Annotated in this window: 18 protein-coding genes; 5 read left to right on the top strand and 13 right to left on the bottom strand. The window is 72.6% G+C overall.

Annotation, left to right across the window (positions count from 1 at the left end):
- Positions 1–82 precede the first annotated feature (82 nt).
- Genes recD through recC form a run of 3 tightly spaced genes read right to left on the bottom strand, consistent with a single transcriptional unit; the run spans position 83 to position 9,367 of the window.
- Entirely contained in the window at positions 83–2,074 is a 1,992-nt protein-coding gene (gene recD / locus BN940_RS08370; protein WP_043682055.1) for an exodeoxyribonuclease V subunit alpha, read from the bottom strand.
- Positions 2,067–5,885 carry an exodeoxyribonuclease V subunit beta gene (gene recB, locus BN940_RS08365; RefSeq protein ID WP_052355710.1) on the bottom strand — a complete coding sequence of 1,273 codons (3,819 nt, stop codon included), beginning with the start codon at positions 5,883–5,885 and terminating at the stop codon, positions 2,067–2,069. The genes recD and recB overlap by 8 nt, the downstream gene beginning before the upstream one ends.
- Complete coding sequence (gene recC / locus BN940_RS08360) at positions 5,882–9,367, bottom strand: exodeoxyribonuclease V subunit gamma (protein ID WP_198408298.1); 3,486 nt, start codon at positions 9,365–9,367, stop codon at positions 5,882–5,884. Before recC ends, recB begins: the two co-directional genes overlap by 4 nt.
- A 130-nt stretch (positions 9,368–9,497) precedes the next feature.
- Between recC and BN940_RS08355 the strand changes: the two genes are divergently transcribed.
- Positions 9,498–10,289 (top strand): YggS family pyridoxal phosphate-dependent enzyme, encoded by a 792-nt coding sequence (locus BN940_RS08355; protein ID WP_052355708.1) that lies wholly within the window; start codon positions 9,498–9,500, stop codon positions 10,287–10,289.
- Between the two features lie 7 nt (positions 10,290–10,296).
- Positions 10,297–10,833: a C40 family peptidase gene (locus BN940_RS08350; RefSeq protein ID WP_052355707.1), complete on the top strand. Its 537-nt coding sequence runs from the start codon at positions 10,297–10,299 to the stop codon at positions 10,831–10,833.
- A gap of 156 nt (positions 10,834–10,989) precedes the next feature.
- Here the strand turns inward: BN940_RS08350 and BN940_RS08345 are convergent, their stop codons facing one another.
- The 3 genes from BN940_RS08345 to BN940_RS08335 form a co-directional block, all read right to left on the bottom strand.
- Complete coding sequence (locus BN940_RS08345) at positions 10,990–11,544, bottom strand: Spy/CpxP family protein refolding chaperone (protein ID WP_084330583.1); 555 nt, start codon at positions 11,542–11,544, stop codon at positions 10,990–10,992.
- A 178-nt stretch (positions 11,545–11,722) separates the two neighbouring features.
- Positions 11,723–12,406: a response regulator gene (locus BN940_RS08340; RefSeq protein WP_043682051.1), complete on the bottom strand. Its 684-nt coding sequence runs from the start codon at positions 12,404–12,406 to the stop codon at positions 11,723–11,725.
- A gap of 3 nt (positions 12,407–12,409) precedes the next feature.
- Positions 12,410–13,864: an ATP-binding protein gene (locus BN940_RS08335; protein WP_052355706.1), complete on the bottom strand. Its 1,455-nt coding sequence runs from the start codon at positions 13,862–13,864 to the stop codon at positions 12,410–12,412.
- A gap of 223 nt (positions 13,865–14,087) precedes the next feature.
- Here BN940_RS08335 and tenA point away from each other — a divergent pair, with 223 nt between their 5' ends.
- Positions 14,088–14,768 (top strand): thiaminase II, encoded by a 681-nt coding sequence (tenA, locus tag BN940_RS08330; RefSeq protein ID WP_052355705.1) that lies wholly within the window; start codon positions 14,088–14,090, stop codon positions 14,766–14,768.
- A 64-nt stretch (positions 14,769–14,832) separates the two neighbouring features.
- On the opposite strand, the gene BN940_RS08325 is transcribed toward tenA, so the two are convergent.
- Complete coding sequence (locus BN940_RS08325) at positions 14,833–15,963, bottom strand: aminotransferase class V-fold PLP-dependent enzyme (RefSeq protein WP_043682048.1); 1,131 nt, start codon at positions 15,961–15,963, stop codon at positions 14,833–14,835.
- A gap of 326 nt (positions 15,964–16,289) precedes the next feature.
- Between BN940_RS08325 and BN940_RS08320 the strand changes: the two genes are divergently transcribed.
- Both BN940_RS08320 and BN940_RS08315 read left to right on the top strand, forming a co-directional pair.
- Positions 16,290–17,576: an EAL and HDOD domain-containing protein gene (locus BN940_RS08320; RefSeq protein ID WP_043682045.1), complete on the top strand. Its 1,287-nt coding sequence runs from the start codon at positions 16,290–16,292 to the stop codon at positions 17,574–17,576.
- 31 nt (positions 17,577–17,607) lie between these two features.
- Positions 17,608–18,795 carry a benzoate/H(+) symporter BenE family transporter gene (locus BN940_RS08315; RefSeq protein ID WP_052355704.1) on the top strand — a complete coding sequence of 396 codons (1,188 nt, stop codon included), beginning with the start codon at positions 17,608–17,610 and terminating at the stop codon, positions 18,793–18,795.
- Positions 18,796–18,891: 96 nt separating this feature from the next.
- Here the strand turns inward: BN940_RS08315 and BN940_RS08310 are convergent, their stop codons facing one another.
- The 6 genes from BN940_RS08310 to BN940_RS08285 all read right to left on the bottom strand — a co-directional run bounded on the left by BN940_RS08310 (position 18,892) and on the right by BN940_RS08285 (position 26,159).
- A complete protein-coding gene (locus BN940_RS08310; protein WP_043682042.1) occupies positions 18,892–19,941 on the bottom strand; it encodes a TRAP transporter substrate-binding protein in 1,050 nt (349 codons plus the stop codon).
- A 96-nt stretch (positions 19,942–20,037) separates the two neighbouring features.
- A complete protein-coding gene (locus BN940_RS08305) occupies positions 20,038–21,099 on the bottom strand; it encodes a TRAP transporter substrate-binding protein (protein WP_043682039.1) in 1,062 nt (353 codons plus the stop codon).
- Between the two features lie 152 nt (positions 21,100–21,251).
- A complete protein-coding gene (locus BN940_RS08300; protein WP_043682036.1) occupies positions 21,252–22,583 on the bottom strand; it encodes a TRAP transporter large permease in 1,332 nt (443 codons plus the stop codon).
- Positions 22,580–23,143 (bottom strand): TRAP transporter small permease, encoded by a 564-nt coding sequence (locus BN940_RS08295; protein ID WP_043682033.1) that lies wholly within the window; start codon positions 23,141–23,143, stop codon positions 22,580–22,582. Before BN940_RS08295 ends, BN940_RS08300 begins: the two co-directional genes overlap by 4 nt.
- Before the next feature lie 153 nt (positions 23,144–23,296).
- On the bottom strand, positions 23,297–24,697 hold the full coding sequence (locus tag BN940_RS08290) for an FAD-binding oxidoreductase (RefSeq protein WP_043682030.1): 1,401 nt from the start codon (positions 24,695–24,697) through the stop codon (positions 23,297–23,299).
- 10 nt (positions 24,698–24,707) lie between these two features.
- Entirely contained in the window at positions 24,708–26,159 is a 1,452-nt protein-coding gene (locus BN940_RS08285; protein ID WP_043682027.1) for an aldehyde dehydrogenase, read from the bottom strand.
- Positions 26,160–26,176 lie beyond the last annotated feature (17 nt).

Here is a 26,176-nt window from a genome sequence, read left to right as displayed (position 1 = left end):
TTTAGCGGGGGCGCAATGGCGGCAGGCCCACTTTCGGCATGGCCGTCCTGTCTGAAATCAATGAGCCCGACGGTACGCCCGCTCAGGGATTCCAGATGCCGCCCGCGCGCCGGGTCCTGCGCCGCACGGCACGGTCCAGCAGGACGTCGCCGCCCGGCAGCACCAGCGCCAGCGCGCGGCGCGCCCGGGTGGCGCCGGTATAGAGCAGCTCGCGCGTCAGCAGGGGCGATTTCCGGTCGGGCAGCACCAGCGCCACGCGGTCGAATTCCGAGCCCTGGGACTTGTGCACGGTCAGAGCGTAGACGGTCTCCACTTCCGGCAGGCGCGCCGGCGACACCCAGCGCACGGCATCCCGGGTGGCGCCGGCGAAGGCCACCCGGATCATCCGGACGCCCTCCCGCTCGGGATCGGGCAGCGGCAGGGCCACGCCGATGTCGCCGTTGGCCAGCCCCAGGGCGGGATGGTTGCGCAGCACCAGCACCGGCCGGCCGGGATACCAGGCGTCCTCGGCCGCCGGGACCAGGCCCTCGGCCCGCAGGCGGGATTCGATGCGCCGGTTCAGCCCGCGCGCCCCCCAGGGGCCGTCGCGCAGGGCGCACAGCACCTGGAAGCGGGCCTGCTGCGCCAGGACGGCGCGCGCCCAGCGGTCCCAGTCCGCCTGCGCCGCCCGCGGATCGGGAGCCGCCCGCAGGACGCGGAACAGCGCGGGGCAGCCGTCCTCGGCCAGAATGCCGCTGTCGTACAGCCAGGCATCGCCGGACGCGGCACGCGCGCCCTCGGCGGACGGCCCGACCCGCACCAGGCTCAGGCCGTCCGGCGGCCGGCGCAACAGTTCGGCCACGGCCGGCGCATCGCCCCGGTTCACGGCGGCGGCGAACCGGCCGATGCCGCTGTCGGCCTGGAAGCGGTGGCTGTGGCGCAGCATGACCACGGCCTGGTCCAGCGCGGTGCCGGCAGGATCCCGCCAGGGCCACGCGTCGGGCACCGTCTCGCCGCAGCATTCGAGCAGGCGGCGGCACTGCGCCGGGGTGTAGTGGCCCTCCTCGGCGCGCGCGCACAGCTCGCCCAGCACCGCGCCGGCCTCGACCGAGGCGAGCTGGTCCTTGTCCCCCAGCAGCACCAGGCGCGCATGGGCGGGCAGCGCGGCCAGCACGGCGTCCATCATCTCGATGTCCATCATCGAGGCCTCGTCCACCACCAGCACGTCCAGGTCCAGCGGATTGCCGGCGTGGAACTTCAGGCGCCGGGTATCGGGCCGGCTGCCCAGGAGGCGATGCAGGGTGAGCACTTCGGCCGGCACGCGTTCGAGCGCGGCGCGCAGCGCCGCGTCGGCCGGGGCCGACAGGCGCTCCAGGGCGCCGGCGATGGATTCGTTCAGGCGCGCCGCCGCCTTGCCCGTGGGCGCCGCCAGGCGGATGCGCAGGCCGCGCTCCAGGCCGCGCGCCTGGGCCAGGCCCTGCAGGACCGCCAGCAGGCGCACGACCGTGGTGGTCTTGCCCGTGCCCGGGCCGCCGGTGACGATGCTGAAGCCGTGCAGCAGGGCCGCGGCGCAGGCGATCTTCTGCCAGTCCGGCGATTCGGCGGCGGGGCCGGCGAACACCGCGTCGAGCCAGGCGCGGATGCGGGCGGGCTCGCGCGCCTCCGGCGGCTCCAGGGCGAGGCGCCGGCCGAGATCCTCGCGGATGCGCCGCCCGGCGCGCCAGTAGCGGGCCAGGTACAGCCGATGCCCGTGCAGGACCAGTGGCTGCGGGCCGTCGCCGTCGCCCGCGAAGCCGGCCGCCGCCAGCGCCGCCAGGCAGCCGTCGAGCCCGCCGTCGATCCAGGCGGGCGGCCCGGTCCGTTCGTCCGCGTCCGGGTCGCCGCCCGGCGCGTCGAGGCCCGATTCGCACAGGGCCCGCAGGTCCAGGCAGGGATGGCCGTGGGCCAGCCGCGCGCTGCACAGGACCGCCAGGCGCAGCGCCAGTTCGGGCGCCCGCGGCGCCTGGCGGGCGAGCAGGCGGCCGAACGCCACGTCCAGGTCGCGCAGGCCATCCTCCGACTGGCCAAACGCCAGCCAGGCGGGAAACTCAGTCATCGCCCGCCTCCCCGTCCGCGCCGTCGAACAGCGCGTCCAATGCCTCGACGAGGCCGCGTTCGGGCCGCAGGGCCACCAGCCCCTGGCCGGGCGCCTCCTGGCCGCGCAGGAACAGGTACAGCGCGCCGCCCATGTGGCGCGCATAGTCGTAGTCCGCCAGCCGCGCGCGCAGCTGGCGGTGCAGCGCCAGCACGTACATCAGCATCTGCGCGTCGTAGCGGGACGCGCACATGGCCGCCTCCAGCGCCTCGGGAGCGTAGTCGGCCGCGCGCGCGCCCAGGTCGTTGGACTTGTAGTCGATCAGGTAATAGCGGCCGTCGGCCTGCAGGACCAGGTCGATGAAGCCCTTGAACATGCCGTTCAGCCGCCCCGCCGCCAGCGCGGGACGGGCGGCGCCGCCGAACGTCGCGCGGCGCAGCAGCCCGTCCAGGCGCCCGATGTCCACCCGCTGCGCCGGCAGCCAGAACTCCATTTCCGGCAGGCAGGCCTGCAGGCGGTCCAGGCGCAGCACCGGGTCGCCCGGCAGGGCCGGCCGCCATGGCGTGCGCGCCAGCCGCAGCAGCCAGTCGTGCAGCGCGTCGATGTGCGCCTCCCAGCCGCGCACCGCGCAGCGCCGGGCGATCAGGTCGCGCGCCTCCGCGTCCAGGTCGCGGAAGGCGCGCCGCGCCGCCCATTCCAGCAGGCCGTGCAGGAACGTCCCGGCCTCGCTGCCGCGCGGAAAGTCGCGCAGGCCCGAGGCGAGCGGCACCGGCGCGGCCTCCGCCGCCCGCGGCGCCGGCGCGGGATCGGCCTGGCGGCCCTCGCGCAGCACGTCCTCGGCGGCGGTCTCGGGCGCGGCGGCATCGGCCAGGCACAGCGCGGAATAGCTGGAGATCCACCAGGGCTGGCCGACGGCCGGCGCGGCCAGGCGGCGGGCTTCGCCCAGCGCCTCGGGCGCTTCGGCCGGCGCACCGGCAAACGGCGCCTCGCCGGCGTCATCCGCCGATGCCGCGTCCCAGGCCATCAGGCCGGGATGGGCCCGCGCCAGCCCGTCCCAGGCCGCCCGCAGGTCCGCGCCCAGCAGGTGGCCGATGGCGCTGCCGCCGCCGGCCTTCAGCGGCCCCAGCGCCATCCAGACGGCGTGGCGCGCGCGCGTCAGCGCCACGTACAGCTTGCGCACGTCCTCGCCCAGGCGCTCGCCGTCCAGGCGCAGCAGCGCTTCGGCGTCCGCCTCCATGACCCATTCCCGGCCGGCCGCGCCGGGCAGCAGGTACGGCCCCTCGCCCGCCTTCACCGGACGCGCCTTGCAGACGAAGGGCAGGAAGACCAGGGGATATTCCAGGCCCTTGGACTTGTGCACGGTCACGACCCGCACCAGGCCCTCGTCGCTTTCCAGGCGCAGGCGGCGCCCGTCCTCGCCTTGAGGCGATTGGGCCTGGCGATGCAGGTAGCGCAGCACGGCCTGCTCGCCGTCCAGGTGCGCGGCGGCCTGCTGCAGCAGCTCGGCCAGGTGCAGGAAATCGGTCAGGCGCCGCTCGCCCTCGTAGCCGTCGGCCAGCAGGCGGGCCGGCACGTCGAAATCGTGCAGCAGCCGGCGCAGCATGGGCAGCACGCCGCGCTGGCGCCAGATCTGGCGGTAGGCCTGGAACCGCTCGACCTGGGCGTCCCAGGCGCGTTCATCCTCCACCAGCCGGTCCAGCGCCTGCCAGTCCAGGCCCAGCGCCGGGGCCGCCAGGGCCGCGCGCAGGGCGCGCTCGTCCTCGGGATGGGCGCAGGCATCCAGCCACAGGGCGAGTTCCGCCGTCTGCGGCGATTCGTAGACGGAATCCCGCTCGGACAGGTACACGCTGCGCACCCCGGCCCGGGCCAGCGCCTGGCGCACGCTGCGCGCCTCGGCATGGGTGTTGACCAGGATGGCGACGTCGGCGGGCCGCACCGGCGTCCACCGGCCGCCCTCGCGCATGCCCGCCGCGCCGCGCCGGCCCAGCGCCAGCGTTTCGGCCACGCGCCGGGCGCAGAGCGCGGCGGCGTCCTGCTCGTACTGGGTCGAGGACAGGGGCTTGTCCGGCGCGGCCGGCTCGATCCAGCAGGCGCTCATGGCCGGGGCCGGGCGGCCCAGGACTTCCCAGCGTTCGGCGCGGCCCTGGGCCTGCACGGGATGGAAGGCGATGCCCACGTCCGGCAGGCCGGTGGGAAAGGCCTGCGCGCCGCGCAGGGCGAAGCAGCGGTTGACCGCGGCGACCATGGCCTCGGACGAACGGTAGTTGCGCCCCAGCGTCTGCACCCGTCCGGCGCAGGCCCGGCCCGCCCGCAGGTAGGTGTGCACGTCGGCGCCGCGGAAGCCGTAGATGGACTGCTTGGGGTCGCCGATGAAGACCAGCGCGGTGTCGGGGTCGTCGTCGGCCACCCGGTAGACGCGGTCGAAGATGCGGTACTGTACCGGGTCGGTGTCCTGGAATTCGTCGATCAGCACCACCGGGAACTGACGCCGCAGGGTCTGCGCCAGGCGCGCGCCCGCGGCGCCTTCCAGCGCGGCGTCCAGATTGCCCAGCAGGCCGTCGAAGCCCAGCAGCGCGGCGCTGGACAGGGCCTGGCGCAGGCGCCGGGCCATCCAGGCCAGGGCATGGCGCAGCAGGGGCGCGCGCGCGCCGGGCAGCGCGGCCAGATCGGCGCGCAGGCGGACCAGGGCCGCGCTGGCGGGATGCTGCGGCGCCGGCTCCTCGCCCTGCCACTTGTCCTGGATGCCCTGCGGCGTCAGGCGGTCCCAGCCGGTCTTGAGATCCAGTTCGGCCAGCTCGGGGTCCCGCGCCCAGGTCCGCAGCGCCTGCATCCAGCGGCGCAGGTCCGCCGGCCGGATCTTCGTGTCCTTGCCCAGCGAGACCAGCCAGTCCTCCAGCGCGTCGGCGGCCTCGATCCAGGGCGCCTTCAGCGCGGCCAGGCGTTCCCGCCGCACCGCCCGGTGGCGCGCCAGCACGGCGGACAGGCTTTCGTCGGCGGCCTCGGGCAGGGATTCGCGGGTCAGCAGGCCGGACAGGCCGAGCAGGGCATCCGGCCCGGACCAGACGGCCAGCACCTCGGCCAGGTCGTCCGGCGCCAGCGGCGCCACGTGCGCGCGCCAGTAGTCCCAGGCCGTCTGGCGGATCTCGGCGCCCAGGTCCGGCTCCAGCCGCTGCTCGAACAGGCTGCCGCTGTCGAAGGCGTGCTCCTGCAGGACCCGGGCGCACCAGGCGTGGATGGTGGAAATGGCGGCCTCGTCCATGGACTGCGCCGCCAGGTCCAGCGTGCGGGCGCAGCCGGCCCAGCGGTCCCGCGGCCATTCCCGGCGCAGCGACGCCAGGAAGGGATCGGCCGCATGGCCGGTCTCGTGACCGGTTTCGTGATCGGCCCCATGACCAGCCTCATGATCGGTCCCATGATCGGCCTCACGATCAGCCTCATGATCAGCCTCATGATCAGCCTCATGATCGGTCCCATGATCGGTCCCATGATCGGCCTCACGATTGACCTCATGATCGGCCCCATGGCCGGCTTCATCCCGCGCCTCGCCGGCGAACCAGACGGCGGCCTCGGCCAGGCGGGCGCGGATCCGGTCGCGCAATTCCTGGGCGGCCGCCTCGGTGAAGGTGAGGACGAGGATCTCGGTGGGCAGGCGCGGATCCTGCCCGCCATGGCCCAGCACCAGGCGCACGTACAGCGCGGCGATCGTCCAGGTCTTGCCGGTGCCGGCGCTGGCCTCGATCAGGTGGCTGCCGCGCAGGGGGAAGCGCAGCGGATCGACCTGGGGAATCGCGGGCGCACCGTTCATGCCGTCCCCCTGGCGCTGCGCACTCATGTTCCGCCCTCCGCCGCGGCGGGATACGAGCGGATGGTCCGCGACACCTCGCCGTACAGGACCTGCGCCCAATGGAAGAAGCCGCCGCCCGCGCACAGGCGGTCGAAATCGGGATAGCTGCGCCGCAGATACAGGTCGTCGGCCACCCGCTTGAGGTAGGTTTCCTCCGCCGCGCGCCAGGCCTTGCCGCCGGGTTCCGGATCGGCGCCGGCCCGCAGCCAGGCGCCCGCCGCGTCGATGTCCACCGGCAGCGCGGCGCGCATGCCGGCCCGCCAGGCGTCCCACAGGGCGCGCCACTGGCCGGCGGCCCGATCCGGGTCCAGCGGATCGAAGGACACGCAGCCCTTGGGGCTGACGAGCACCGTCGTCAGGGACCGGCCATGCGCGTGCGCGGCCAGATGGTCCAGCCAGGCCGGCACCATGGGCGCAATGCGATAGGAATCCCTGCCGTCCACCAGATGGCTGGCGAGCAGCACGATCCGGCCCCACCCGCCCTGCGCATCGCAGCGCCAGCCGCCCAGCGTGTCCTCGAACGTCCAGCCGCCATCCGGCGCGGCGCTGGCCATGCGCAGGGTCTCGTCGGACACCTGCGGCCAGTCGCCGCAGGCGCGGCGGTAGGGGTCGATGGCCGCCTGCACGCTGTCGCGCAGCGCCCGGGCCGCCGCCTCGCCCAGCCCGCCGGCGACCAGCGCGCCGCGCCGGCGCATGCGCTCCAGGCAGTCCCGGAACGCCGGCTCGGCTTCGGCCGGGCCGGGCGCACGGCGCAGGGCTTCGAGCAGCTCGGCGCGCAGCTGCCACTGCGCCAGGCCGTCCCGGACGTAGGGTTCGCCTTCGTCCAGGTCGGGATCCGGCGCCTCGAAGTACACCTGCAGGCGCTGCTGGAAGAACGCGCGCACGGGATGCTTCAGGAACTGGCGCAGGACGTCCAGCCGCACGGCGGCGTCCCGGCGCGGCGGCGGCAAGGGGGCCGGCGCCGGCGCGGCGGCGGCCGGCCGGCGGGCGCCGCGCCATTCGGCGGCATAGGTGAACAGCGCGCCCGGGCCGCTGTCCGGCGGGACCGGAAAGTAGCGGCGGCTGAAGGGCTGCAGCGGATGGTGCAGGCTCAGGGCGCGGGACGGGGGCCCGGCCCCGTCGGCGCACCGCCAGCCCCGATCCAGATGGTCCATGAGCTGGGACACCAGCACGGACGGCGGCTGCGGCGTGTTGTCGTGGATGCTGTGCCCGATCCAGGAGATGTAGAGCTGGTCGCGCGCGGACAGCAGGGCCTCCAGGAACAGGTAGCGGTCGTCCTCGCGCCGGGAGCGGTCGCCCGGGCGCGGATACAGCGCCATCAGGTCGAAGTCGGCCGGCACGCGCTGGCGCGGAAAGGCGCCGTCCTGCATGCCCAGCAGGCACACGCGCCGGAACGGGATGGCCCGCATGGGCATGAGCGTGGCGAAGGTCACCGCGCCGGCGAAGAAGCGCTGCGACAGGCCGGCCTGGTCCAGCTGGCCCAGGCAATGCTCGGCGACGATGGACGCCGGCAGGGCCTCGTCCACCCCTGCGGTCTGGCACAGCTGCGCCCAGTCCTGCAGGATTTCCCGGAAACGCGCCAGGGTGTGCTCGTCGGCATCCGACACCGGCAGGAAGAAATCGTCGAGCAGCGCCTGCAGGGACGCCACCCACTGCGCGGGCGCGGCGTCCTGGCGCAGCAGCCGCCAGTGGCGGTCCAGCGCGTCCAGCAGGCGGGCCAGCGCGCCCAGCGCCTGGGCCTGCAGCCCGCCCGTCTCGCCATAGGGCTCGATGGCCTGCCAGGCCGGCGCGTCGGGGCCCGCCGCATAGCCCAGCAGCATGCGTTCCAAGCCGAAGCGCCAGGTGTGTCCATGGGCCGCCTCGGGCGCCTGCGCCAGGCCGAAGGCGCCGCGATGCTCGGCGTGCAGCCCCCAGCGCACCTCGGCGTCCCGCACCCAGGCCTGCAGCAACGGCAGGTCGCCGGCCTCGATGCCGAAGCGCGCCCGCAGCGCCGGCACGTCGAGCCATTCCAGGACCTCCTGGATGCCCAGCCGCAGGCGCGGCAGGGACAGCAATTGCTCCAGCACGATGACCAGCGGATCGGCCTGGCGCTGCCCGCGGTCCGCCAGGGCATAGGGCACGTGGCGCCGGTCGCCGGAGCCGTACTGGCCGAAGACCGCCTGCACGTGGGGCGCGTAGGCCTCGATGTCGGGCACCATCACGATCACGTCGCGCGGCTGCAGGCCGGGATCGGCGGCGAAGGCCGCCAGCAGCTGGTCATGCAGGATCTCGACCTCGCGCTGGGCGCTGTGGGCGACGTGGAAACGCAGCGAATCGTCGCGCGCCGCATCCAGCGCCGGCCAGCGCGCGCGCGTCTCGGCCAGGGGCCGCAGATCACGGATGTCGTCCTGCAGCTGCTCCAGCAGCGTGGTCCCGGGCAGTTCCTCGAAGGCGTCGATGCGCCGGTGCAGGGCTTCGAGGGCCAGGCCGCAGCGCGTCCGGTGCGCCGGATCGTCGATGTCGTCGAGCAGGCCGATGAAATCGCGCCCCTGGCGTCCCCAGGAGGCCAGCAGCGGATGCGTCTGCTGGTGCAGCGCGTCCTCGTCCAGGATTTCCGGCATGCCCGGCCGGCGCGACTGGCGCCGGAAGCGCGCCCGCAACAGGTCGCGGTCGCCCAGGATGTCGGCCCAGTAATGGGCGCAGGGATTGTTCACGCACACCAGGATCTGGATCCAGCACGACAGGCCCGACAGGGCCTCCAGGATCTGGCGCGGCATGGCGGAAATGCCGAAGACCAGCAGGCGGCGCGGCAGCCCCGCCGGACGCGGGGCGCCGCCGGACGCCCGGATCCGCGCCATGAAGGCCGCGTGCACGGCGGCGCGGCCGACCGGCTCGCCCGCGGCCGCGCCCAGGTCGTCGAGCAGGGCGCGCCACAGGCGGGCCTGCCAGGCCTGGGATTCGGGCAGCGGCCGTTCGCGGCCGTACGCATCGGGCAGGACGGCCTCGCCCCGGCTCCAGGCATCCAGCCAGTCGGCCCGGTAGACCTGGTACTGGTCGAACAGGTCCGCCAGCCGGTGGGCCAGCTGGTGGCGCTTGCGCACGCCAGCGTCGTCGGCGAGGAAGCGCGCCACCGGCTCGAAGCCGGGCTCACCGGCCAGCGCCGGCAGCAGGCGCATCAGCCGCCAGGCCAGCGGATCCTTGTCCAGGGGGGACTGCTCGGGAACCGCATTCGCACCCAGCACGGCGCGATAGGCCTGCCACATGAAGCGCGACGGCAGCAGGAAATCCAGCGCGGCCGCGATGCCGCAGCCCTGCTCGCGCTCGGCCAGGGCCAGGCGCAGCCACTGCGCGATGCCATTGCTGTGCACCAGCAGGCACTCGTTTTCCAGGGGGTCGAGCGGCGAATGGCGCAGCCAGGCGACCAGCACCTCGCGCAGCTGTTCCGCCCGATTGCCGTGGACCAGCATCAGCCCCGGAGTGAGTTCCGTCACGCCTGCTCCTTCGATCGATCAGACAGCATCATAAAAGGCTTTCGGCCCCGCCGCATTGGGATTGCCGCGCGTTGGGGTTATCCTAGGGACTGCCCTCGACTCATCATCCTTCTTGCCCGAGACCGCTGCAATGAACGCTGTGCCATCCCCCGTCCGGCCCGCCTACCGGACGGCCGCCACCCTGGAGGAAATCCGGGCCAACCTGGCCGACATCCGCGCCCGCATCGACGCGGCCTGCGCCCGCGCCGGGCGCGATCCCGCCGAAGTCCGCCTGCTGCCGGTCAGCAAGACCGTGGACGAATCCCGCATCCGCATGGCCTACGCGGCGGGCTGCCGCCTGCTGGGCGAGAACAAGGTCCAGGAAGCCTACGGCAAATGGGAGGCCATGGCCGACCTGACCGACCTGGACTGGGCGATCATCGGCCACCTGCAGACCAACAAGGCCAAGTTCGTGGCCCGCTTCGCGCGGGAATTCCAGGCCCTGGACAATCTGCGCGTGGCCGAGGCCCTGGACCGGCGCCTGCAGGACGAAGGCCGCGGCCTGGACGTCTTCGTCCAGGTGAACACCTCGGGCGAGGCCAGCAAGTTCGGCCTGGCGCCGGAAGAGGCGCTGGACTTCGCCCGCGCCCTGCCCGCCTACGCCTCGCTGCGGGTGCGCGGCCTGATGACGCTGGCGCTGTTCTCCCCGGACGAGGCCCGCGTGCGCCCCTGCTTCCAGCTGCTGCGCGACCTGCGCGAGCGGCTGCGCCAGGACGCCCCGCAGGGCGCGGATTTCGCCGAGCTGTCGATGGGCATGTCGGGAGATTTCGAGTGGGCGATCGAGGAAGGCGCCACCACCGTGCGCGTCGGCCAGGCGATCTTCGGCGCCCGCGCCCTGCCCGACAGCCATTACTGGCCGGAAGGCAGGACGGCCCCGGGCTGATCCGCGCATGGCCGCCCTCCCGTCCGCCGCGAGCCGCGCCGACCCGCCTGCGGGATGGCGCGCCGCCCGCGCCCTGGCGGCCGGCCTGCTGTGCCTGTGGCTGGCGGCCTGCGCCGGCCCGGGCGCGCGCAGGCCGGTTGCGGCCAATCCCAACATCGACCCGGCGCAGCGCACCGAGGTGGTCATGACGGCCCTGAGCCTGCTCGACACCCGCTACCGCTACGGCGGCTCGCAGGCCCGGCAGGGCTTCGACTGCAGCGGCCTGGTGAAATACGTGTTCGGCACGGCGGCCGGCGCCGCCCTGCCCCACAATACCGAGCAGATCGCCCGCATGAGCCGCCCCGTGCCGCGCAGCGAGCTGCAGGCCGGCGACCTGGTGTTCTTCGACACTCTGGGCCGGCCGAACTCGCACATGGGCATCTACCTGGGCGACGGGCGCTTCATCAACGCTCCGTCCACCGGCGGCCAGGTCCGCATCGACCGGCTGGACAATCCCTACTACCGGCGCCACTTCCAGTCGGTGGGGACGCTGTTCGCCCGATGAGGCAGGCCCCCGCCCGGCCATGAAAAAAACCAGGGCCGGCGCGATGCCGACCCTGGACTTCCGGACTTCTGGACTTCCGGGCTTCCGATCTTCAGCCGCCCGGCCTGCCTGGGCCGATCCAGGGCGAGGACGGGCGGGCACCGTCGGCGGCGCCGATCAAGACTTCGCGGGCTTGCCGGCGCGCTTGGGCGCATGCATGTCGGCCAGCTTCTGGCGCTGTTCGGGTGTCAGCACCGCGCGGATCTGCGCGCCGGTCTGGGCACGCAGCAGGGCCAGCTGCGCCTGGGCCTGGCCCAGGGCGTCGGCCGCCTGCTTGACCTTGGCCTCGTCGAAGGTGTCGGCCCGGCTCAGTTCGCGCAGCGATTCGTGCGCGGCGCGCAGGGCCTTCTTCTGGTCGTAGAAAGCCTGTTCCTGGTCGTGGCGGATCTTGAAGATCTTGTCCTGCTGATCCTGGCTGAGATCCAGGCCGCGCAGGCCGTGGGCCCCGCCGAAGCGGACGAAATCGCCGCCGCGCGGACCGAAATCACCGCCGCGGGGGCCGAATTCGCCGCCACGCGGGCCGCAGTCGGGGCCGCCCTTCTGGTGGTGGCGGGGACCGCCCTCGTCCGGCATGCCGGGAGCGGCGGAGGCGGCCAGGGGCGCGGCGACCAGGGCGGCGGCCATGGCCAGGGCGGAGAGCGAGCGGGCGCGGGTGAGGTGGGTGAAGTTCATGTCGGTCTTCCTTTCTTCGTTTCCGGCGGCCCCCCGATAGAGCCGCGATGGAGACAGATTAAGGGCCGACTGCGGCGCAAAAATGGGCGAATCGTGAAGACTTCGTGGAGAAGCGTCAGCGGATCCTGCGCGAGCCGCCGAACGGGCGAACGAACCAGACGAACCGCCCCGCTGAGGTTCAGACGCCCCCGAGATCCAGCCGGTAGCCCACGCCGTAGACCGAGCGGATCAGTTCCTCGTCCGGACGCACGGCGGCCAGCTTGCGGCGCAGGTTCTTCACGTGGCTGTCCACCGCCCGGTCGGTGACCACGCGGCGGTCGTCGTACAGGCCGTCAAGCACCTGGTCGCGGGAAAAGATGCGCCCCGGCTGGCTGGCCAGCAGCGCGAGCAGGCGGAATTCCACCGGCGTCAGGTCCAGCGGCACGCCGTCCAGGCGCGCGCTCCAGGCACCCTCGTCGATCTCCAGCCCGCCGGTCTCGCGCGCGCGGGCGGGCGCCAGGTCCGCCGCGCTGCGGCGCAGGACCGCCTTGACGCGGGCCACGACCTCGCGCGGGCTGTAGGGCTTGCAGATGTAGTCGTCGGCGCCCAGCTCCAGGCCCAGCAGGCGGTCGATCTCCTCGGTGCGGGCGGTCACCATGATGACCGGGATGGCCGTCCTGGCGCGGATGTCGCGGCACAGGTCCAGGCCGTCGCGTCCAGGCAGCATCAGGTCCAGCAAGACCAGGTCGGGCGGCCAGTCCGCGATCAGGGGCATGACCTCCAGGCCGTCGCCCGCGCAGCGCACCTCGTAGCCGGAGGCCTGCAGGTAGGTCCGCAGCACCTCGGCCAGCTTGGGCTCGTCTTCCACCACCAGGATCCGCATGCCTCACTCCTCGTCCGTCGCGCGCAGGCTGTCCGCCCCGCCCGCCGCATCCGCCGCCCGCGCCTCGGCCGGGGGCCATTCGACGCGGATCGCCAGCCCGCCCAAGTCGGACGGCGCCGCCGAAATCCCGCCGCCATGGGCCTGGACGATGGAACGGCAGATCGCCAGGCCCAGCCCCGATCCGCCGTGGAGGCGGCTGCGCGAGGATTCCACCCGGTACAGGCGGTCGAACAGGCGGGGCAATTGATCGGGCGCCACGGCGGGCGCGGTATCGGCGAGCTCCAGCACGATGCGGCCGTCGCGCCGGCCGAGCCGCAGCCGCACGCGCCCCGGGCTGTCGGTGTAGCGCAGGCTGTTTTCCAGCAGGTTCGCCAGCAGCTGCTCCAGGCGGCGCTCGTCGCCGGAGAGCCGCAGGCCGGGCTCGATGTCCTGGTCCAGCGCCAGGCCGGCCCGGGCGTAGCGCTCCCGCACCGCGTCGAGCGCCCGTGCGGCCAGCGCCGACAGGTCCAGCGGCTGCATGCGGTAGTCCAGCGCGCCGGCATCGGCCAGCGACAGTTCGTGCAGGTCGTCCACCAGCCGGTTCAGGCGGCCGATCTCGTGCGCCAGCGAGGCCAGGGCGGCCTCGTCCGGCACGCGCAGGCCGTCCTGCAGGGCTTCGATTTCCCCGCGCAGCACGGCCAGGGGGGTGCGCAGTTCGTGGGACACGTCCGCCATCAGTTCGCGGCGCAGGCGGGCGTTGCGCGCCAGGCTGTGCGCCAGGCGGTTGAAGTCGCGCGCCAGGCGCCCGAGCTCGTCGGGCGCCCCGACGCGCACGCGGATGTCGAAATCGCCGTCGGCCAGCCGCCGGGTGGCCAGGGCGAGACGCCGCACCGGCACCAGCAGCAGGCGCGCCAGCAGCAGGCTGACCAGGGCGGCCAGCAGCACAGACAGGCCGACGATCACCCAGGTCGCCCGCAACTGGCGGGCCTGGAAGCGGCGATCGATCTCGTCGTTGACCACCATGGGCATGGGCGCGGGACTGAGCAGCCAGCCCACGGAGCGGCCCTCGACGGTCACGGGATGGCGCATCAGCTCGGCCCCGGGGCGCACGCGCGGCCCCGCCAGCCAGCCGCCGTCGGCGTCCAGCAGCGTGACGCGGAGCGGCGGCCCCGGCGGCGGCCCGCCATCGCGGTCGCGCTCATGCTCGTGCTCGCCGCCCGGCCGGCCGTAGCGCGACAGGCGCAGGCTGCGCCCCCAGCGATCGCCGCTCCCGGCGAGGAAGCCCCAGCCGCCGGCCTCTGCGTAATCGACGGCGAGCGCCTGCGCCAGGCTGTCCAGCCGCTGGTTCTCGCGTTCCCGGATATAGTCGTCGAAGCCGCTGTCGAAGCTGTAGCGCACGGCCATGCCCATGGCGAGCGCCACGACGATGCAGGTCGCCAGGATGGCCAGGAACAGCTTGAAGGTGATGCTGGAGCGCATGAAGTCATTTCCACGGGCGGGGGATGCGGTCCCCGCCGTCCACGCTATCGTACCGTAGGCGGGCCGCGGACGGCCGGCGAGGACGGCTGCCGCATGGCCGCGCCTGGATGGCGATGACCGGCGCACGGATCGCGCCGCAGGCAGGCGGCCGACACACGGCCGGCGCACGCCCCCCGCGCGGGCTACACTCGGGGCCGCATACCCGCTCGCCAAGGAGACCCGCATGACGCCCGCATCCGATCCGACGCCCTTCGCCGCCCTGGTGGCCCGCTGCGCTCCCGAATGGGAAGCCTATTGCCGGCACGAATTCGTGCGCCGGCTGGCGGCCGGCACCCTGCCGGCCGAGGCCTTCCGCCGCTACCTGCGCCAGGACTACCTGTTCCTGGTGCACTTCGCCCGCGCCTGGGGGCTGGCGGTCTACAAGAGCCGCAGCATCGCGGAACTGCGCCAGGGCCTGGACAGCCTGAAAGCCATCGTGGACCTGGAAATGGGCCTGCACGTGGACTATTGCGCCCAATGGGGCATCGGCGCGGACGAGCTGGAAGCCCTGCCCGAAGCCCGCGAGACCATGGCCTACACCCGCTACGTGCTGGACGCCGGCCATCGCGGCGACCTACTGGACCTGCACGTGGCGCTGGCCCCCTGCCTGGTCGGCTATGCGGACATCGCCCGCTGGATCGAGGCCCAGCCGTTCACCGTGCGAGGGACGGCCAATCCCTACGAGGCCTGGATCGCCATGTACGCCAGCGAGGAATTCCAGGCGGCGGCGCAGGCCGAGCGCGCCTGGCTGGACGCGCGGCTGGCGGGCCAGACCGCCGAACGCCTGGACGGGCTGGCGGCCACGTTCCGCGACGCCACCCGCCTGGAGATCGACTTCTGGCAGATGGGGCTGGACAGCGCCTGAAGCCCATGCCCGGGCGCCGCGCCCGGATCCGGTTACGCCCGGATCCGGTTACGCCCGGATCCGGTTACGCCTGGATCCGGTCCAGCGCCCGCGCCAGGGTGGCGACGGTACGCTCGACGTTGTGCAGCTTGTCCAGGCCGAACAGGCCCAGGCGGAAGGTCTTGAAGCCTTCGGGCTCGTCGCAGGCCAGGGGCACGCCGGCGGCGGCCTGCAGCCCCGCCTCGGCGAACTTGCGCGTCGTGTGGATGCCGTCGTCGGTGGTGTAGCTGACCACCACGCCCGGCGCCTCGAAGCCGGGCGCCGCGACGCTCTTGAAGCCACGTTCGCGCAGCAGCGCGCGCACGGCCTGGCCGAGCTGGCGCTGCTCGGCCTTGACGCGCTCGTAGCCGTAGGCCTCGGTCTCGGCCATCACGTCGCGCAGCACGGTCAGGGAATCCGTGGGCAGCGTGGTGTAGTAGGCATGGCCGCCCTTCTCGTAGGCTTCCATGATGCCCAGCCACTTGCGCAGGTCGCAGGCGAAGCTGGTGCTCTGCGTGGTCTCGATGTGCTTGCGGGCGGCCTCGCCCAGCATCACCAGGCCGCAGCAGGCCGACGAGGTCCAGCCTTTCTGCGGCGCCGAGATCAGCACGTCCGCGTGCACTTCGCGCATGTCCACCCAGATCGTGCCCGAGGCGATGCAGTCCAGCACGAACAGGCCGCCCGCCTCGTGCGTGGCGTCGGCCACCTGGCGGATGTAGTCGTCGGGCAGCATGATGCCGGAGGCCGTCTCCACGTGCGCGGCGAACACGACCTCGGGCTTGAACTCGCGGATCGCCGCGACGACCTCGGCCACCGGCGGCGGCTCGAAGAAAGGCTGGGCGCCGGCTTCGGTCGGGCGGGCCTTGAGCACGCGCTCTTCGGAGGGGATGCGGCCGGTCTCGAAGATCTGGCTCCAGCGGTAGCTGAACCAGCCGTTGCGGATCACCAGGCAGCGCCTGCCGGTGGCGAACTGCCGCGCCACGGCCTCCATGCCGAAGGTGCCGCTGCCCGGCACGACGATGGCGGAATGCGCCCCGTACACCGACTTGAGGGTGCGGGAGATGTCGCGCATCACCTGCTGGAACGACGAGGACATGTGATTCAGGGCGCGGTCGGTGTAGACCACCGAATATTCCAGCAGCCCCTCGGGGTCTACTTCAGGCAGCAATCCAGGCATGGGTCTCTCCGGCGGAACGATGCCCGATTGTAGACCACCCCCCGGAAAACGGGCGCGCGGCGTCCCGGAGGGCGGACATCTCGCACCGCGTGACGGAAACGTCCTCCCGCGAAGGCTGGCGGACCGGCCGGTGCTGACCCCCGGCGGCAGGCACAGTACAATGCTCGGCGGCGGCTGCACGGACGAGCCGCCGCGGGCGGGAAGCCGGGAACAACAAGAACAAGACCAGAACCGCCGTTTTCTTTTCAAGACGACGACAAGAGACAAGGCCTGCGCGCGAGCCGCGTGCCCGTGAAAAACACCGCAGGCACCCACAAGGAGACCCGATGGAAGAACCTACCCTGACGACCGATCCGTCCACCGACGCCGCGGCCGAGGCCCCGCCCCCCCTGCCGCCGCGCCTGATCCGCCGCGAGCCGATCCTGGACCAGAACCGCGGCCTGGCCGGCTACCGGATGCGCGTGCTGTGGACCGCCGAGCCGCAGGCGCCCGATCCGGACACCGGCGCCGCCCTGATCGAAGCCGCGCGCACGCATGGCGCCAGCGCCTTCTTCGCCTACGTTCCCCACTGGATCGACGGCACCCCCGGCCTGCTGCAGAACGCCTACGTGCACATGCTGCCGCGCCACCGCACCTATCTCGAATTCCCGGAAACGACCGAGATCACGCCGGAACTGATCCAGGCGCTGCAGGGCCTGGCCCGGGGCGGCACGAAATTCTCCATCCGCGGCGACCTCGCCGCCCTGCCCGGCCGCGAAGCGCTCCTGCCCTTCTGCAAGATCGTGCGCTTCGATCCCGCGCTGAGCACCAAGGCCGACATCTTCCGCCAGAGCTTCCAGCACAAGCAGGCCGGCCGCCAGCTGATGGCCGTGAACTCGCCCGACAAGGCGACGCACGACAATTTCATGCTGCTGGGCTTCACCCTGTTCCAGGGCCACTGGCCCATGGACCTGGCCTCCGCGGCGTCCCTCACGCCGCGCCAGAAGACCCTGCTGCGCCTGGTGACGCTGATCATGGGCGAAGGCGAAGCCCCGGAAATCCAGGCCTGCCTGCAGCAGGACCCCGAACTGGTCAAGACCCTGCTCGACATGGTGAACACCCCGGCCTTCGGCCTGAGCCAGGAGGTCGAGTCCCTGAACCAGGCCATCATGCTGCTGGGCCGCCGGCAGCTGCAGCGCTGGATCCAGGTCCTGATGTACACCGAGGCCGGCCGGCCGGCGGGCTACCTGTCGCCCATCCTGCTCCAGGCCAGCGCGCGGGCGCACCTGATGGAAGCCCTGTCCACCCTGGTCCACCCCGAGCAGACCGTGCGCGCGGAAGCCGCCTTCACCACCGGCATCCTGTCCATCATGGACCAGATGTTCCAGGGCACCATGCAGGACCTGCTCGCGCAGGTCCACGTCGACGTCCCGGTGCGCGACGCCCTGCTGCGGCGCGAAGGCGCCCTGGGTCCGGACCTGCGCCTGGCCACCCTGATCTTCCCTTCGGACCGCGACGCCGAGGAAGACCCCGCCCCGCTGCTGCAGGCGCTCGGCGTCACCGCCGAGCAGCTCGACCCGCTGGTCCAGCAGGCCTTCACCTGGGCGCACAGCATCACCCAGGCCGCGCCATGAAATGCTGCCCCCCGCACGTCCAGGGAAACGCATGAGCACGGACACGACAGCCGGAGGGATCGCGGGCTGGCTGCGGATCTCGCACATCTCGGCCGGCTTCATCGCCGTCCTGGTCGGCTACACCAGCTCCGTCGCCATCGTGTTCCAGGCGGCCAGCGCCGCCGGAGCGCACGGCGAGCAGCTCGCCTCGTGGATGTGGGCGCTGGGCATCGGCATGGGCGTCACCTGCATCGGTCTGGCGCTGACCTGGCGCGCGCCCGTGCTGACCGCCTGGTCCACCCCCGGGGCGGCCCTGCTGGCGACCAGCCTGGGCGACGTCGGCCTGGCGCAGTCCATCGGCGCCTTCCTCGCCTGCTCGGCCCTGATCACGCTGTGCGGCGTCATGGGCTGGTTCCAGAAGATCATGGACTGGGTGCCGCGGCACCTGGCCTCGGCGATGCTCGCCGGGATCCTGCTGCGCTTCGGCATGGACCTGTTCGTCTCCATGCAGGGCCGCCCGCTGCTGGTGGGCGCGATGCTGCTCGCCTTCCTGCTGGCCCGGCGCGCCCTGCCGCGCTACGCCGTCCCCCTGGCCCTGGCCGCCGGCATCGTCTGCGCCGCCCTGCAGGGCGGCCTGTCCCTGGCCGGGCTCGACTGGACTCCCGCCCGGCCGGTCTGGATGGCGCCCGAGTTCTCGCTCTCGACCTTCGTGGGCGTGGCCCTGCCGCTGTTCATCGTCACCATGACGTCCCAGAACATCCCCGGCCTGGCGGTGCTGCGCGCCAACGGCTACGCGCGCGTGCCCGCCTCGCCGCTGATCTCCTGGACGGGAGCGACGGGCATGCTGCTCGCGCCCTTCGGCGGCTTCGCCTTCAACCTGGCCGCCATCACGGCCGCCATCTGCATGAGCCCCGACGCCGACCCGGACGCCGCGCAGCGCTACAAGGCCTCGGTCTGGGCGGGCGTCTTCTATCTGTTCACGGGCATCTTCGGCGCCACGGTGGTGGCCCTGTTCGCGGCCTTCCCGCACGAACTGGTCGCCGCCATCGCGGGACTGGCCCTGCTGGGCACCCTGAGCGCAGGCATCCACGACGCGCTGCAGGCGCCCGAGCACCGCGATGCCGCGCTGGTGACCTTCCTGGTGACGGCCTCGGGCATGAGCCTGCTGGGCATCGGCAGCGCCTTCTGGGGGCTGGTGCTGGGCGGCGCCTGCCACCTGGCCCTGAACCGGCACCGCTGAACCGGGCCGCCCTCCGGCCCGGGCGGCCTTCCCGCGCGGCGCCGGGCGGGCCTCGTCCGGGCCTGTCCGAACGCCCGGGACCCGGCCCGGGCGGGCTCAGCGCCGCATCGAGAACTCCTTGACCAGGTTGCGGGCGGCCGTGTACAGATCGGCGCCCTGGCCGCCCTTCTTGTCGACCGCCTCGATCCACAGGTCGCGCACGCCCTGGGTCGCGTCCACCCAGCGCTGGTATTCGGCCTCGTCCATGGCGTGGAACTCGCTGCCGTTTTCCCTGGAGGTCTTCATGAACTCGGCCTCCCGCTCGTCGAAGACGGTGCGGCCCGCCCAGGCGGACACCTCGATGCCGCTGTTGTCGTCGATGACTTTCTTCAGGTCGGGCGGCAGGCTGTCGTAGCGCGCCTGGTTCATGCCGAACAGGAAGATCGAATTGCCCATGCGCGGCTTGCCCTGGGGCACGTCCAGGTGGTAGCGCGAGATCTCGTCGAGCTTGATGGCCGGCACGCCCTCCCAGGGCACCGCCGCGCCATCGACCACGCCCTTGGCCAGTGAATCGGGCACGGCGGGCAGCGGCATCTGCACCGGCACGGCGCCGATGGCCTCCAGCATCTGGGAATTGACGCGGTTGGCCGAACGGATCTTCAGGCCCTTCATGTCCGCCAGGGTCTTGGGCCGCTTGCCGACGAAGTGGATCAGGGTGCCACCGTGCATGTGCATGAAGATCGGATGCACGCCCTTGTATTCGTCCAGGGCGTACTTCTGCGTGAAGGCCCACAGGGCCCGGCTGCCGGCCTCGGCGTTGGGCACCAGCCAGGGCAGCTCGTACACCGCGCTCTTGGTGAAGCGGCCCGCCGAATACGTCGGCAGGGTCCAGACGATGTCGGCCACGCCGTCCTTGGCCTGGTCGAAGAGCTGGGCCGGCGTGCCGCCCAGCTGCATGGCCGGATAGATCTGGCAGACCAGGCGCCGACCGGATTCCTGCGCGATCCGGTCGCACCAGGGCTGGATCATGTTGAGTTGCGCGTTGGAGGTGGCCGGCAGGAAATGGTGCACCTTGAGGACGATCTGTTCCCCCTGGGCGGTTGCCGCCAGCGCCAGGCCGGCGGCCGCGCCCGCCAGCAGGCGCAGCACGGATGCGTGTCGTTTCATCGTATGTCTCCTTTGGGTGGTGAAATGCGCGATGTCCAGGACGGCCGCCGCACCGGGACGCGCCGCGCACCGCGCGGCGCCTGGCCGGATCCGCGCTCAACGGCCGGACGCATGGCTCTTGACCATGTTGCGGGCCACGGCGAGCAGCTCGGCGCCCTTGCCGCCCCTGGCATCGACCGCCGCGATCCATTCCTGGGAGACCCCGCGCGTGGCCTCGACGAAGCGCCGGTATTCCGCGTCCGGCATGTCGTAGAACTGGTTGCCGGCGGCCTTGGCCTGCGCCTTGAACTTCGGGATGACCTCGTCGAAGCCGACCCGGCCGGCCCAGGCCGAGGCCTTCAGGCCGCTGTTGTCGTCGATGACCTTCTTCAGCTCGGGCGGCAGGCTGTCGTAGCGCGCCTGGTTCATGCCGAACAGGAAGATCGTGTTCGACAGCCGGGGCGCGCCTTCGGGCACGTCGAAATGGTAGGAGGCGATTTCCGCCAGCTTGATGGCCGGGGCGCTCTCCCAGGGCACGGTCACCCCATCCACCACGCCCTTGCTCAAGGCATCGGGCACGGCGGGCAGCGGCATCTGCACCGGCACCGCCCCCAGCGCCTCGATGGTGCGGGCGTTGGAACGGGTCGCGGCGCGGATCTTCAGGCCCTTCAGGTCTTCCAGCGTGCGGGGGTGCTTGCCGGAAAAATGGAACAGCGCGCCGTCGTGCAGGTGCATGAAGATCGGATGCACGCCCTTGAACTCGTCCAGGGCGAACTTGTGGACGTATTCCCACAGCGCCTGGCTGCCGGCCTCGGCCTTGACCGCGATCCAGGGCAGCTCGAAGACCTCGCTCTTGACGAAGCGGCCCGCGGCGTAGGTCGGCACGGTCCAGACGATGTCGGCCACGCCGTCCTTGGCCTGGTCGAAGAGCTGGGCCGGCGTGCCGCCCAGCTGCATGGCCGGATAGATCTGACAGACCATGCGCTGACCGGATTCCTGCGCGATCCGGTCGCACCAGGGCTGGATCAGGTTGATCTGGGCGCTGGAGGTGGCGGGCAGGAAATGGGCGACCTTCAGGACGACCGGATCGGCCGCCCGGGCGCCCGCGGCCGCCGTCAGGCCCAGGGCCAGCGCGGCCAGCACCCTGCCCGCGCGGAATGTCTTGGAATGCTGCTTCATGCGTGTCTCCTCATGGGTCGGCGTGGTTCGCCTTGTTTGAATGAATGCGCATCGCACGGCGCGAACGCGCTTGCACCGGACGCGCGCCGCACCGAACAAGCACCGCGGCGCATGCGCGCGTCCCGCATCGGGCGCGCGCGCACGCGCCGCGGCTACAACGCCCCGAACGTCCTGACCAGCACCAGCGCCAGGCTGGGGAACAGCACCAGCGCCGCGATCCGGATGAAATCCGACGCCAGGAACGGCAGCACGCCCTTGAAGGTGTCCGTCAGCGGGACGTCCTTGGCCAGGCGGTTGATGATGTAGACGTTCATGCCCACCGGCGGGTGGACCAGGCCGATCTCCACCACCATGAGCGCCAGGATGCCGAACCAGATCGACTTGTCGTCGTGGCCCATGCCGTAGAAATCCAGCCCCATCACCATCGGGTAGAAGATCGGGATGGTCAGCAGGATCATGGCCAGCGAATCCATGACGCAGCCGAGAAAGATGTAGACCAGCAGGATGGCGACGATCACCAGGAACGGCGACAGGCCGCTCCCCTGCACCCAGGAGGCCAGTTCGGCCGGCAGCTGCGACAGGGCCAGGGCCACGTTCAGCATGTCGGCGCCCAGCAGCACCAGGTAGATCATCGCCGTCGCCTGGGCCGTGCCCAGGGCGCTTTCCAGCAGCCCCCGCCAGCGCAGGCCGCCCGAGGCCACGGCGATCACGCCGCAGGCGGCCGCGCCGATGGCCGCCGCCTCGGTCGGGGTGGCCCAGCCGGCGTAGATGCCGACGATGACGATCACGAACACCGCCAGCACCGGCCCGACCTGGACCAGAGCCCGCAGGCGTTCCGGCCAGCCGACCCGCGCGCCGGCGGGGCCCATCTCCGGATGCCGGCGCACGATGATCTGGATGACGATCATGTAGCCGATCATGGCCAGCAGACCGGGGATGACGGCCGCCATGAAGAGCTTGCCGATGGACTCCTGGGTCAGGATGGCGTAGATGATGAGCGGCACGGACGGCGGAATCATGATGCCCAGCGTCCCGCCCGCGGCCAGCGTGCCGGTGGCCAGGCTGCCGGCGTAGCCGTAGCGGCGCAGTTCGGGCAGCACCACCTGCCCCATGGTGGCCGCGGTCGCCAGGGAGGACCCGCAGATGGCGCCGAAGCCCGCGCAGGCGCCCACCGCCGCCATCGCCACCCCGCCCCGACGGTGGCCGATGAAGGCGCTGACGAAACGGAACAGGCTGCGGCTCAGCCCGCCGTGCGTGGCGAACTGCCCCATCAGCAGGAACAGCGGGATCACCACCAGGTCGTAGTTGGACAGGCGGGCATACGCGAGGTTCTTCAGCGAGGCCATCAGCGGCGTCCAGCTGCCCGTCAGCCAGGCGTAGCCGCCGGCGCCGGCGACGAACATCGAGATGCCGATGGGGATGCGGATCACCATCAGGGCGAGCAGCGCCGCGAACATGATGAAGCCGATGGTCATGCCGCTCATGGCCGAACCTCCCCGCCGGAGCGGGCGGCCCGCAGGTGCAGGCCGCACATGTAGAGGCCGGCCGCCGCCATCAGGACGAAGCCGGGCACCATGGCCGCCTGGGCAACCCACACCGGCCAGCCCAGGATGGCCGAGGTCTCGCCCGCCTCGCGCAGGGCGGCCGCGCCCACGCCGGTACGCCAGGCGATCAGCGCGCCGAACAGCCCCACCAGCAGGGAGCCGAGGGCGTCCAGCCCATGGACCACGCCGGGCCGGGCATGCGCGGTGAAGAAATCCACCTTGACGTCGCCGCCTTCGAGGTGGCAGAAGGCGAAGAAGGCGGCCGAGGCGGCGGCCGCCACCATCATCAGCACCTCCATGTCGCCGGGCACCGGCATGGCCGCGAGCTTGCGCCCGACGATGGAAATCAGCGACATGGCGACCAGCGCCACGAAGGCCAGGCCGCCCAGGGCCGCGAGCGCCTTGGATGCGGCGTGCAGGGCCCGGCCGAACGGCCCGAACCGGTGCGTGTGGGGTCCTGGCGGGGCTGCCGCCGCGTCGTCTGCCGGGTGCGTATGCATGTCGTCTCCTGCTCCGTCTCTTGTCCGTCTCTGAGTTCGTCTTCCGTCCGTGTCGCGTCGGCCCTTCGGGACGGCTCTCGCTCCGGTTTTCGCCCCCGGCTGCCGATCCGTCCCGTGGCCGGGTGCCGCCGCCATGCGGCGGCCGGCGCGGGCTCAGCCTTCCGGTTCCGGCAGCACCTTGCCGGGGTTGAGCAGGCCCAGCGGATCCAGGGCCGCCTTCAGCGCCCGCATCGCCGCCAGCTCGGCCGCGCTGCGGCTGAAGCCCAGGTAGGGCCGCTTGAGCACGCCGATGCCATGCTCGGCCGACACCGAGCCGCCCCAGTCGCGCACCAGCCCGTAGACGGTCCGGTCGATGTCGGGCTCGGGGAAGGGCTCCTCGTCCACCTTGACGCCGATGTGGATGTTGGAATCGCCCACGTGGCCGAAGAACACGGTCCGCGCCCCGGGCCACTGCTTTTTCACGGCGCGCGTGCAGGCCTGGATGAAGCCGCCCAGTTCGCCCGTCGGGATGCTGACGTCGTAGCCCGCGTGCGGCCAGAAGATCCGCTGCAGTTCGCCCGAGGCGTCGCGGATCGACCAGAGGGACGCCACGTGCGCCTCGGACTGGGCGATGACGACGTTCTCGACCACGCCGGACATCAGGGCCTCGCCCAGCACGGCCTCGAAACGGGCCTGGTCGGCCTGCGGGTCCGTGCCCATCGACTCCAGCAATACGTAGGCGCCATGGCCGTGCGGCAGGGGCGTGGACAGCGCCGGCAGGCTGGAGGTCACCAACTGGTAGAAATCGGGCCACATCAGCTCGAAGGCCGCCAGGTGCGGCCCCAGGCCGGCACGGACGTGGTTCAGCAGGCGCACCACGGCGTCGTAGTCCGTCAGCGCGCACAGCGCCGTGCAGCGGCTGCGCGGCTGGGGAAACAGGCGCAGCACGGCCCGCGTGATGACGCCCAGCGTCCCCTCGCTGCCGATGAACAGCTGCTTGAGGTCGTAGCCGGTGTTGTTCTTCAGCATCTTGTTCATCCCGCTGAGCACGGTGCCGTCCATCAGCACGGCCTCCAGCCCCAGCACCAGGTCGCGCGCCATGCCGTAGCGCAGCACCCGGTTGCCCCCGGCGTTGGTCGACAGGTTGCCGCCGATGCGGCACGAGCCCCGCGCGCCCAGGTCCAGGGGAAACAGGAAGCCGGCGCCCTGCGCCGCCTGCTGGATGGTCTCCAGGGGAACGCCCGCCCCGACGGTCATGGTCGCCGCCGCCGGATCGATCTCCTCGATGGCGTCCAGCCGCTCCAGGCACAGCACGACGCAATCCGGCGCCGGCAGGGCGCCGCCGGCCAGGCCCGTGCGCCCGCCCTGCGGCACGACCGGCACGCGGGCCGCATGGCAGGCGCGCAGGACGGCGGACACCTGGGCGGTATCCGCGGGGCGCACCACGGCCAGCGGCCGGCCCGGCGGCGTCTTGACCATCCAGTCGTGCAGGTAGCGGTCCTCGATCGCGTCGCCCGTCAGGCAATGGGCCGCGCCGACCGCCGCGCGCAGGGCTTCGATGACGTCGTTCGCCATGGCGCGGTCCTCAGAACGGATAGGCGCGGGGCGAGGTCTGGACCGTCACCCAGCGGACCTCGGTGAAGGCCTCGATGCCGGCGCGGCCGCCGAAGCGGCCGTAGCCGCTGTCCTTGACGCCGCCGAAGGGCATCTGCGGCTCGTCGTCCACGGTGGCGCTGTTGATGTGGCAGATGCCGGACTGGATGCGGCCGGCGACGCGCAGCGCGCGGGCGACGTCCGCGCCGATGACGGCCGCGGACAGGCCGTAGGCGCTGTCGTTGGCGCAGGCCACGGCGGCGTCCTCGCCGGCCACGCGCACGATGGCCTTGACCGGCCCGAAGGTCTCCTCGGCGTAGATGCGCATGTCGGGCGTGACGCGGTCCAGCAGGGTCGCGGCCATCAGGGTGTCCTCGCTCCTGCCGCCGCACAGCAGCGTCGCGCCCTTGGCGAGCGCGTCGTCGATCATGTCGTTGCAGCGCCGCACGGCGGACATGTCCACCAGCGAGCCCAGGACCACCGGTCCCTCGCGCGGATCACCCACCGGCAGGGCGCGGGCCTTGTCGGCCAGGCGGCGGACGAATTCGTCGGCGATGCGCTCGTCGACGATGATGCGTTCGGTGGACATGCAGATCTGGCCCGAATTGGCGAAGGCGCCGAAGGCCGCGGCGTTGACGGCGCACTCCAGGTCGGCGTCGTCGAGCACCACCAGGGGCGCCTTGCCGCCCAGCTCCAGCACCGCCGGCTTGAGATGCCGGGCGCATAGCTCGCCGACGATCCGCCCGACCCGGGTCGAGCCGGTGAAGTTCACCCGCCGGGTCGCCGGGTGGCCCACCAGCGCCTCGACGACGGCGGGGGCGTCCTCGGGCGCGTTGGTGACGAAATTGACCACGCCGGCCGGCAGGCCCGCTTCCCGCAGCGCCTCGACGATCAGGCCGTGGGTGGCCGGGCACAGTTCCGAGCCCTTCAGCACCACGGTGTTGCCGCAGGCCAGGGGCGTGGCCACGGCGCGCACGCCCAGGATGACGGGCGCGTTCCAGGGCGCCATGCCCACCACCACGCCGGCCGGCACGCGCAGGCCCATGGACAGGCTGCCCGGCACATCGGACGGGATCACTTCGCCGCCGATCTGCGTGGTGAGCGCCGCCGCCTCGCGCAGCATGCCGGCCGCCAGGTGGACGTTGAAGCCGGCCCACAGCGCGGAGGCGCCGGTCTCGGCCGCCATGGCGGCGGTGAAATCGGCGGCGCGGGCCTCCAGGGCGTCGGCGGCGCGGTTCAGCAGCGCGCGCCGTTCGCCGGGGCCGGTCTGCGACCAGGCGCCGAAGGCCCCGGCGGCGGCCTGCACGGCGGCCCGGGCGTCCTCGGGCGTGGCGGCCGGCGCCGTGGTGGCGACGCCGCCGTCGAGCGGATTGCGGCGCTGGAAGGTCTTGCCGCCGGCGGCCGGGCGGCGCTCGCCGCCGATCAACAGGGAAATCGTGCTCATGATGTCCTCCTCGATGG

This window comes from Castellaniella defragrans 65Phen, from assembly GCF_000612685.1.
Classification (GTDB): Bacteria; Pseudomonadota; Gammaproteobacteria; order Burkholderiales; family Burkholderiaceae_B; genus Castellaniella; species Castellaniella defragrans.
Note: the sequence above shows the minus strand (reverse complement) of the source record. Positions and strands in the feature narration are given on the sequence as shown.